Below are 9,886 nucleotides of genomic sequence, written 5' to 3'. Positions count from 1 at the left end.
GGAAAAAGGGGAGAGGAGGCCCCCCCCCCCCCCCCTCCCCCACCCCCCCCCCCCCCCCCCCCCCCCCCCCCCCCCCCCCCCCCGGCCACAGCAGAACGCCCACGGTGTAGAAGGAGCGGACGCGGTGGAGTTGCCGCACGGCCCGCAGGAACTGGATACGTTCGGTGCCATGCGGGGCTGTGTACCGCGATGCGCGATGGCCATCAGGGTCGGAAAGGCATCTTGTGAGGGGCGTCTTCTCGGGGAGGTTGCTTGGCTGCATCTTGGTGTGATGCAGCATGTAGCATTGGCGTAATTGAGGGACCCCCTTCAGGGAGTGGCGTGCGTGTGTTGATCTATGAGTATCTTCCGCATGAGCTTGCCCGGCTCGGGGTGATCGCGAGAGCCGCCGGACTCGATCGTCACCGGGTGGCTGTGCAGGTGTACCTGGCGCAGGAACGCGCCGGGCGTGCACGGGTGTGCCCTGCAGAGCCGCATCGTTTGAGTGAGCTGTTCATCGCGGAGTTGCGGCGTCTTCAGTGGGAGCGGATCGCCGCTCTGATGGACAGGGAGCAGGTGATCGCGTACGCGCCTTCCCGTGACTTGCGTGCTGTCCGCTGTGAAGAGCAGCGGTTGCAGCGGTTGATGACGGATGTGGCCGAGGCCGAGCGGTGCGGGCGCGCGGCTTTGGAGATTTCGCGGCATCGCGTCTACCGGGTCGGTGCGCGGCCCGTGGCCGGTCGGCCGCGCCCGGTCGTACCGGCTCCCGTCGTCCATCTGATGGCCGCGTCTCCCGGCAACGCGGCCGAGCGGGCTTGGGCAGTCCACGGCAAAGACGGCGGCCTCTTCCAGCGCACCGGATACCGCATCGCTTCCGTCGGCCAAGTCCTTCCTGAGCCTGGAGAACTCTTTTGATTCAGCTTCGAGAACACCAGGTACGTCAGAAATCGGCTTTTCAGAATTGGGTGGGATTCCCGGCAAGGTCTTCTGTACCGGCGCAGGGGGCGCGGGGCACGATTGTGTCCGCTACCGGGTCGGGGAAGACGATCACGGCGGCCGCGTGCGCGTTGGAGTGTTTCCCCGAAGGCCGGGTCCTCGTGACGGTGCCGACCCTGGACCTGCTCGTGCAGACCGTGCAGGCGTGGCGGTCGGTGGGTCATCGGGCTGCGATGGTGGCGGTGTGCTCGCTGGAGAACGACCCGGTGCTTGACTCGCTGGGCGTGCGCACCACCACGAACCCGATCCAGCTTGCCTTGTGGGCCGGCCGCGGGCCGGTCGTTGTCTTCGCTACGTACGCCTCTTTGGTGGACCGGGAGGACTTCGACGACCCTGTGGGCCGGGGGAAGATGCGCGGGCCGCTGGAGGCTGCTCTGGCGGGCGGGGAGCGGCTGTACGGACAGCAGATGGCCCCGTTCGACCTCGCGATCATCGATGAGGCCCATGGCACTACTGGTGATCTTGGTCGGTCGTGGGCGGCGATCCACGATAACCAGCGGATCCCCGCGGACTTCCGGCTCTATCTGACCGCTACCCCGCGGATCCTGGCATCACCTAGGCCGCAGCGCGGGAAGGACGGACGCGAGCTGGAGCTCTGTTCGATGAGCCGGGACTCCCGGACTTTCGGGCCGTGGCTCGCCGAGTTCGGGCTCTCGGAGGCCATCGAGCGGGGCGTCCTCGCCGCGTTCGAGATCGACGTCCTGGAGATCGAGGACCCCGATTACTCCGTCGGCCTGTCCGAGGCGGCGCGGCGTGGCCGGCGGCTCGCGCTGCTGCAGGCCGCTCTCCTGGAACACGCCGGCGCCCGCAACATCAAGACGATGATGACCTTCCACAGCAGGGTCGAGGAGGCCGAGGCCTTCGCGGTCCATCTGCCTCGGACGGCTGCGGACCTGTATGCGGACGAAGTCAGCGCCCATGCCCTGGGCGAAGCTGCCGCCAGGCCGCCGTCTCCTCTCGGTGCTGAGCCCGGGGACGTCGAGGCCGCCGGTCGGCACGTTCCCGCGGACCGGGTGTGGTCGGCGTGGCTGTGCGGGGACCACCTCGTCACCGAACGCCGCGAGGTCCTGCGCCAGTTCGCCAATGGCATCGACGCCTCGGGCCGGCGGGTGCACCGGGCGTTCCTCGCCAGTTGTCGTGTGCTCGGGGAGGGGGTCGACGTGCGCGGCGAGCGAGGTGTGGAGGCCGTCTGCTTCGCCGACACCCGCGGCTCACAGGTCGAGATCGTGCAGAACATCGGCCGGGCGCTGCGCCCCAACCTCGACGGCACCACCAAGACCGCCCGGATCATCGTGCCCGTCTTCCTCCAGCCCGGCGAAGATCCCACCGACATGATCGCCAGCGCCTCCTATGCCCCCCTCGTCGCCGTACTCCAAGGGCTGCGCTCCCACTCCGAGCACCTCACGGAGCAGCTCGCCAGCCGGGCGCTGACACGAGGGATGCGGAAGGTACACGTCCGGCGGGACGAGGACGGGCGCATCATCGCCGGCGCCGGTCAGCAGGAGGGGCGGGAGGCGGAGAGGGCGGAGTCGGAGCTGCTGCAGTTCTCCAGCCCTCGCGACCCGGCCACCATCGCCGCGTTCCTGCGCACCCGCGTCTACCGACCGCAGTCACTGGTCTGGCTCGAGGGCTACCAGGCCCTCCTGAGGTGGCGGGCCCAGAACAAGATCGGTGGGTTGTATGCCGTGCCGTATGACGTGGAGACCGAGGTCGGGGTGACGAAGGCGTTCCCGCTGGGGAGATGGGTGCACCAGCAGCGCAAGGCACTACGGGCCGGGGAACTCGACACCCACCGCAGAGAACTGCTGGACGCCCCCGACGCCGGGATGGTGTGGGAGCCCGGCGAGGAAGCCTGGGAGAACAAACTCGCCACGCTCCGGTCGTACCGGCGCGCCACCGGACACCTCGCGCCGCGACAGGACGCCGTGTGGGACGACCCCGATGGACAGCCGGTCGCGATCGGGCAGCTGATGGCCAACCTCCGCCGCCCCCACGGCCTCGGCAAGAAGGACGCGAAGACCGCCGCCACCCGGGCCGAACAGCTCACCGCGATCGACAAGGACTGGAAGTGTCCCTGGCCACTGGACTGGCAACGCCACCACCGTATCCTCGCCGACCTCGCCGCTGACGAGCCGGGCGGCCGGCTCCCCGACATCGCACCCGGCGTCCTCATGGACGGCGACGACCTCGGACGATGGCTGAAGCGGCAGGCCAATTCCTGGACGCAGCTGTCGCCCGAGCAGCAGCAGCGACTGACAGCACTGGGCATCACAGCCGTACAGCGGCCGGTGTCGGCCCCGACGGCCACGGGGCATAGATTGGCTGGCAGGAAGCCTTCGGCCGCCTTCCAACGCGGACTCGCGGCCCTCACGCAGTGGGTGGAGCGGGAAGGCGACCGCCCGGTGCCAAGGGGCCACAGTGAAGAGATCGCGGTCGACGGCGAAACGGAGCCGGTGGTCGTCAAGCTGGGCGTATGGATCTCCAACACTCGCGCGAGACACGACAAACTCACCCAGGACCAGCAGGACGCACTGCGGAGGCTGGGAGTTGAGTGGGTGTGACACCACTGCCGTCCGGTTTTTGAACGGTTCGAGAGCACGACGCCCTGGGGTGTCAGAGGACGACCCCCCGGGGCTTCGTGCTGTCGGCTGGTTCACGCCGTGAGCTCTTGAAGACCTCTTCGAAGCGGTCGAGGGTCTCGTCGTTGACCTGCTCGAAGAACGCGTCCCAATCGCGGGTGAGCGGGTGCACGGGACAAGGCCCTCCAGCTGGGAAGAAGGACTGCCTGTCGCGGTTCCAGTCGAAGGCGTACTGGCCCAACGTCAAGCTGCCCCGCACCGCCGCCGCCGACCACCCGGTCTCCCGCAGCAATCTCAAGCCCGGCGACCTGCTGTTCTGGGCCCACGGTGCCGCCATCTACCACGTCGCCGTCTACGCGGGTGACGGCAATGTCCTCCAGGCCCCCGCACCGGACGCGAGGTCTCCCTCTCCCCGCTCACCAGCGCCATGCCCGAATCCGACTACGTAGGCGCCACCCGCCCCTGAGAAGCCCGGCTTGGGACGACGCGCACACCTGGGACAGGCGTAGAGCGGCTGCGCCGTGTGCAGAGCAGGGCCGTACTGCACCTGTCTGGAAACGAATGCGGCCCGCGTCGGCATGACGCAGGCCTGACATTCATCGGCACACGTGGTGCCATATGGCGAGCGGGGCTCTGACCCCCTGCTCACCTGGGAGTTCACCCCCGGAGACGGAGGCGTTCCCATCCATTGAGCAGCGGAGCAGGCCTCCAGCGCTAATGTTCGGACGGTACTGGACGCGATCGGGCGCCCGCACCTCGCTGAACAGGCTTTTCCCCGCCTCATCTCCAGTTCCTTGTGACAGCTCTTCGGACACTCCCGCGGACGCGGCATCGGAGGAGACGAAGGTCATCACGTGTCGACGGGCCGCTCAACACCCTCAGAGCTCGCCAGATCTGACATTGCGTCGGAACCGGCCGGTACCTCACGCTGCGGGTATCGCGCACACACGCCGCGTAGGTGGGGGTCTCTGACACCCCCATCGCCCCCGGAGACGAAGGAAGGAACTGGCGACATGACTCGCTGGATCATCAACACCTGGCGCCGCTGGCGTCGTCACGCGCTGCCCGCGCCGGCCACCCCCGGCTGCGTCCAGGGCTCCGCTGCCATCTCCCCCGGCTTCGGCTTCTGGCCGTCCGTCGCGACGCTGGGAGTGCTCACCGGTGCCACGGCTGCGCTGGTCGCCCTGTGGCAGACACACCCGGTCGAAGTCGCGATCGGAGTCCTGTGCGCCCTCGTTCTGGAGGCAGCCTCCGAACTCGTCCGGGCGGCGCGCCGTGGGCGTCGCTAACAACCTCCAGCGACTTGCCGGGAGCCCCGCCGTGACGGCGCTGGTGACTCGGCAGATGGCTCAGCAGCTCGCGAGCCTGATGGAGCAGTCCGACCTGTACCTGACGGAGCTGGCCGAGAAGACCGGCATCCCGGCCACCATGCTGGCCGGGATCAAGATCGGGGTCATCGCTCCTGACCAGACTCAGGTGCTGGCACTGGTCCGCGCGCTGGCATCTCCCGACGAAGTCCAGGGCGGCCGCTTCGTGTCCCCGTCCAAGGGGCGCGTCAAGCGGGCCATCGACCGCGCGCGAGACCGGACCTACCGCTACGGGCCGCCCACCGGCGACCCGATCGACGTCGGCGCGCCGGACCCGCTGCTCATCCAGGACGCGACGCAACTCGTACCCGCGCTGCGCGAAGTGCACATCTGGGCGGGCAAGCCCTCCCTGCGCGAACTGGCGGGGCGCCATCCGCACCTCACCCGCAGCTCGGTGGGCGAGATGCTCAACGGCCGTGTGCCGATCCCGCCCTACAAGCGCTACCGCGCGTTCCTCGAAGCCTGCGGCATCCAGGAGCTGGAGCCGTGGACCTTCACCTGGTGCCGACTGACCAGAATCCAGGAGGGCCACGAATGACGGCCCCCACGGGCCCCTGACAGCGTGTGCCCCCCGGCCTACCGCCGGGGGGCACACCTGTTTGCCGATCTCCACCGGCCTACGGGCCCACTTGGCCTTGCCGCGTACCGATGCCTGCCCGACCGTCCAGTGCAGGGCCGGTGACTGGGAGGGCGCGCGAGCCGAACAGGACCGGCTGTGCGCCCTGTTCGGCATCACCGGCGCGGGCGACCCGTCCCGCATGGGTGGCAGCTCCTTCGCCCTGGGCGCCTTCAAGGCGGCCCTGCACCTGCGGGGCGTCATCGGCTGCCTGGTCACCGCCGAACCGCAGGTCCCGCTGTCCGGTGAGGAGGTCGAGCGGGTCGCCAAGCTCCTCGCGGCGGCGGGGCTGCTGTAGGCCGCCGTCAGGGGCAGGGGCTGCGGTAGGGCAGGTCCCCTACGTGGCGGCGCCACTGGGCACGGGTGAGGGTGTCCGCGGTGACCGCGCAGATGCGGCGGATGTTCCGTTCGGCGTCCAGCGTCCACAGCCGGGTGGTGCCGTCCAGGCCGCCGCTCGCGAGGGCCCGGCCGCCGGGGGCGAAGACCAGGCTGTCCGTCTCGGCGGTGTGCCCCACGAGCGGATTGCCGACCGCCGTGGCATTTGCCGGGTCGGTCACGTCGTACAGCTTGATCAGCCCGTCGCCGGTGCCCACCGCCAGCCGGGTCCCGGCGGGGTCGAACGCCAGGCCGGTGACGGAGCCGCCGGCGTCGAGCGCGGCGCCCAGCGCGGTGGGGTGGGCCGGGTCGGCGGTGTTCCAGAGGCGTACGGTGCCGTCCACGCTGCCGATGGCCAGCGTGTGGCCGTGCGGGGCGAAGGCCGGCACGTCGCCGACGAAGGACCGGCCGCGGTGGCGCGGGTGCTCCGGGTCGCTGGTGTCCCACAGCAGGATGCGCCGGTCCTCGTCCACGACCGCGAGCCCGCGACCGTCCGGGGCGCGGGCGACCGGACCGGCTCCGGCGTTCCTCTCCGGTACGACGGCCCGGCCCGTCTCCCGGGGGTGCCGGGGGTCGCCCAGGTCCCAGGTACGGATGCGGATCCCGTCGTCCAGGGGCTCGAAGCCGGGCATGCGGCCGTCGCCGTCCCCGATGCCCGACCCGATGGCGTGGGCGCGGTTGCTCGTCTCCTCGTAGGTGACCAGGCCGCGTTCGTCCGGGGTGAAGGCCGGGAGGACCATGCTGTGGTCGCGGGCGGCGGCGAGCTTGCCGAGGGCGCGGGGCCGTGCCGGGTCGGTCGCGTCGTAGATCCGTATCCCGCCGTCGGGCGTGGTGACGGCGAGCAGGTGCCCGTGCGGGGCGAACTGCCCGGCGGTGCCGGGAAGCGTGACGGGCAGCGGCCGGGGGCCGCCGGGATCGGTGATGTCCCACAGCCGCACCGGCCCGCCCTCGGCGCAGGCCGTCGCCATGGTCCGCGCGTCCGGGGAGAATCCGGTGGTGCCGGTCCCGCAGCCGAGCAGCACCCCCGGCGGCAGGCTCCAGATCCGCAGCACCCCGTCCTCGGTGATCAGGCTGCGCCCGTCGGGGGCGAACACCGGTGTGATGCCCGCCGACGAGCGCTGCCCCAGCGCCTGTCCCAGTCGCGTGGGCAGGTCGAAGGCGTCGATGTTCCAGAGCTGGACGCCGTTGTCCCCGCTGACCGCGACGATCCGGCCGTCGGGGCTGTAGGCCACCGCCTGGGCCTCGGTGGCGTCGGACGTGCCGAGCACGAAGCCGGAGGCGGTGGGCCGGTCCGGCCTGTGGACGTCCCACAGCGGCACCTGGCCGGTCCCCGCCCCGTTCGTGGCGAGATACCGCCCGTCGGGGCTGAAGGAAAGGATGGTCTCGTTGTCCGTGCGGATGTGCAGCACCCCGAGGGCGGGCGGGCTCCCCCGGTGCGAGGTGTCCCACAGACGGACCGTGCCTCCTTGGGTGTCGGCGGTGGCCAAGACCTTGCGGTCGGGGCTGAACGCGGACAGGTCCCCGGGCAGGGACCGGGCCAGCCGGTCCGGCTTGCGGGGATCGGTGACGTCCCACAGGGCGATGCTGCCCGTACCGACCGCGAGCAGGTGAGCGTCGTTCCCGAACGCCAGCGACGACACGTCGAAACCGTCGTCGGGCGCCGGAACGGAGCCGAGCGGCGCGGGGTGCGCGGGATCGGAGACGTCCCACAGCCGTACGCCGATGCCGGGGCCCCCTGCGGCCAGCACCCGCCCGTCGGGAGTCATGCCGATCACGCTGCCCGGCAGGGTCCGGCCCACGCGCCGTGGGTGCGTGAAGCGGGTGGTGTCCCACAGCCGCACGTTCCCGTCCTCGCCGACGACGGCCATGACGCGCTGCCGCCTGTCGTACGCCAGCCGCCGGCCGCCCCCGGGCCCGGAGACCACTCCAGTGCTCACCCGGCCCTGCTCCGGCACGTCCCTGAACAGCGCCGAGTTCGCCGCCTGCACCAGGCTCGTGTACGCCCGCGCGCTCCCGCGCATCCGGTACGACGTGACGTCCAGCAGCGCCGCCAGCGCCACGTCCTGGGTCTGGGCGGGCACCTCGGTCCCCCGTAACCGGTCCGCCTCCGCCGTGATCTGCCGGGCCACCGCCGTGGTCCGCTCGCTGTTCGCCGACGCCCGCTGTTTCACGGCCACGCCCGCGGCCGCGAGGGCGACGAGGAGAAGTGCGGTCAGCGCGGCGACGAGCGCGCGCAGGCGCCGGGTGGTGCGGGCGGCGGCTCTGCGTTCCCGGGCCCGGGCGTGGAGGCTCGCGGTGAGGAACTCCGCCTCGGCGGCGTTCAGTGCCCGGCGCCGGCCGGGGTCGGCGAACGCCCCCTCGGCGGCGGCCAGCCGGGTGCCCCGGTACAGCGCGCCCGGGTCCCGGTCCAGCGCCTCCCATGCGGCCGCGGCCTCGGTGAGCCGGCGGTGGGTGCGCAGCTGCTCGCGGTCGGCGTCGACCCAGGCGCGCAGCCGGGGCCAGCCGGTGATGAGGGCCTCGTGGGCGAGGTCGACGGTGTCCTCGTCGAGGGTGAGCAGCCGGGCCCGGACGAGGCGTTCCAGGACGGCGGCGCCCGCTCCGTGCCCGTCGGCGGCGAGTTCGGCCCGGGCGACGGGCCGGCGGGTGTCCGGCGCGCCGTCGCCGGGGGTGATCAGCCGCAGCAGGATGCGGCGCGCGGTGTCCACCTGGTCGCCGGTGAGGCCGCCGAGGACGTCCTCGGCGGTGCGGGCGACGGCTCCGTGCAGGCCGCCGCTGGCGTCGTAGGCGGCCGTGGTCAGGGTGCGGCCCTTGCGGCGGCGCCAGGTCTCCAGCAGCGCGTGGGACATCAGCGGCAGCCCGCCGGGTTCACCGGCGACCTCCTCGATGATCCGGGCGGTCAGGGCCCCTTCGACGATGAGGCCGCTCGCCATGGCCGGTCTGACGATCGCCGCGCGCAGTTCCTCGGGGCTCATCGGGCCGACCAGCAGGCCGGCCGTGCCGAGAGCGCGGGCGAGGCCGTCGTGGTCGGCGCAGCGGCCGTAGAAGTCGGCCCGTACGGCAAGCACCACGCGGATCCCCGACCCGGGGTCCGGCGCGGTCAGCACCAGGTCGATGAACGCCGTCCGTTCGGCGGGGTCGGCGCAGAGGGTGAAGACCTCCTCGAACTGGTCGACCACGACGACCGTGTCACCCGGGGCGGCCGCGGCCGTGAACGCCGTGGCGTGGGTGCGGGCCGGGTGCGGGCCCGGGGTGAGGATGCGGACGGCGGCCGGGCGCAGCCGGGGGTCGGGCTCCTCACGCAGGGCGGGGATGAGCCCGGCGCGCAGCAGGGAGGACTTGCCGCTGCCGGAGGGGCCGAACACGGCGCCCAGCCGGCGGTCCCGCATCAGGTCCAGCACCTCGGCGGCCAGCCGCTCCCGGCCGAAGAAGCGTGCGCTGTCGGACGGTTCGAACCGGGCGAGTCCCTGGTAGGGCGCGTCGGTGTCGTCCTCGTCGGTGGCCGTGCGGGCGCTCTCCTCGGCGGCGGCCTGCCAGCGCCGCTCCCACTCCTCGGTGTCGCCGCCGCACGCGGCCACGTAGGCGAGGGCCACCGGCAGCGAGGGCAGCTGTTCGCCGGCGGCGGCGCGGGACAGGGTCGAGACCGAGTAGCCGCAGCCGCGGGCCATGGTCCGGTAGGTGACGCCACCGGCCTCCTGGCGCAGCTTGCGCAGTTCGAAGGCGAAGAGCTCCACCGGACCCCGGCCCGGATCGAGCGGCGTCTCCTGGCGCCCCATCAGCTCCCCCGTCATGCACTGCGTCTGCCCAGCCACCCAAGCAAACGCCGGACCTGTGCACAACGCGGTAATCGGCCGCCGGAGCCGCGCCCCCCACGGGGCGATCCGTTTTTGTTTCATGCGGCCCAGGGGACCTGCGCAACAACCTGCAGGCCGCGAAAACTCGGTGGTGTTCGAGCCGGACAGGCCCTCTGAGCAGGC

Annotated in this window: 7 protein-coding genes and 1 pseudogene; 6 read left to right on the top strand and 2 right to left on the bottom strand. The window is 71.8% G+C overall.

All coding sequences use genetic code 11. The annotated features are described in order from the left end of the window. Positions 1–327 precede the first annotated feature (327 nt). Both AC07DS_RS40725 and AC07DS_RS40720 read left to right on the top strand, forming a co-directional pair. Complete coding sequence (locus AC07DS_RS40725) at positions 328–894, top strand: hypothetical protein (RefSeq protein WP_479153803.1); 567 nt, start codon at positions 328–330, stop codon at positions 892–894. Beyond that, the gene (locus AC07DS_RS40720; protein ID WP_479153802.1) at positions 891–3,536 is read left to right on the top strand and encodes a helicase associated domain-containing protein; all 2,646 of its coding nucleotides are present in this window, start codon (positions 891–893) and stop codon (positions 3,534–3,536) included. The genes AC07DS_RS40725 and AC07DS_RS40720 overlap by 4 nt, the downstream gene beginning before the upstream one ends. Before the next feature lie 52 nt (positions 3,537–3,588). Here the strand turns inward: AC07DS_RS40720 and AC07DS_RS40715 are convergent, their stop codons facing one another. After that, the gene (locus AC07DS_RS40715; protein WP_479153801.1) at positions 3,589–3,726 is read right to left on the bottom strand and encodes a hypothetical protein; all 138 of its coding nucleotides are present in this window, start codon (positions 3,724–3,726) and stop codon (positions 3,589–3,591) included. Between AC07DS_RS40715 and AC07DS_RS40710 the strand changes: the two genes are divergently transcribed. From AC07DS_RS40710 to AC07DS_RS40695, 4 genes and pseudogenes are all read left to right on the top strand, one after another. After that, the gene (locus tag AC07DS_RS40710; RefSeq protein WP_479153800.1) at positions 3,713–4,003 is read left to right on the top strand and encodes an NlpC/P60 family protein; all 291 of its coding nucleotides are present in this window, start codon (positions 3,713–3,715) and stop codon (positions 4,001–4,003) included. The genes AC07DS_RS40715 and AC07DS_RS40710 overlap by 14 nt on opposite strands. A 564-nt stretch (positions 4,004–4,567) precedes the next feature. Continuing rightward, positions 4,568–4,843, top strand: coding sequence for a hypothetical protein (locus tag AC07DS_RS40705; RefSeq protein ID WP_479153799.1), 276 nt, complete (start codon positions 4,568–4,570; stop codon positions 4,841–4,843). A gap of 31 nt (positions 4,844–4,874) precedes the next feature. Continuing rightward, positions 4,875–5,459, top strand: a complete 585-nt coding sequence (locus tag AC07DS_RS40700) for a helix-turn-helix domain-containing protein (RefSeq protein WP_479153798.1) — start codon at positions 4,875–4,877, stop codon at positions 5,457–5,459. 130 nt (positions 5,460–5,589) lie between these two features. Further along, positions 5,590–5,835, top strand: a pseudogene (locus AC07DS_RS40695) (dihydrodipicolinate synthase family protein); the annotation flags it as partial. A gap of 7 nt (positions 5,836–5,842) precedes the next feature. Here the strand turns inward: AC07DS_RS40695 and AC07DS_RS40690 are convergent. Continuing rightward, positions 5,843–9,700 (bottom strand): nSTAND1 domain-containing NTPase, encoded by a 3,858-nt coding sequence (locus AC07DS_RS40690; RefSeq protein WP_479153797.1) that lies wholly within the window; start codon positions 9,698–9,700, stop codon positions 5,843–5,845. Positions 9,701–9,886 lie beyond the last annotated feature (186 nt).

It is taken from the genome of Streptomyces sp. NPDC044064 (assembly GCF_056434245.1).
This window is presented reverse-complemented; position numbering and strand designations above follow the sequence as displayed.

Excerpts from the sequence above, each read along its gene's own strand:
- AC07DS_RS40705 (WP_479153799.1), top strand. The coding sequence starts at position 4,568 with ATGACTCGCTGGATCATCAACACCTGGCGCCGCTGGCGTCGTCACGCG.
- AC07DS_RS40690 (WP_479153797.1), bottom strand. The coding sequence starts at position 9,700 with ATGACGGGGGAGCTGATGGGGCGCCAGGAGACGCCGCTCGATCCGGGC.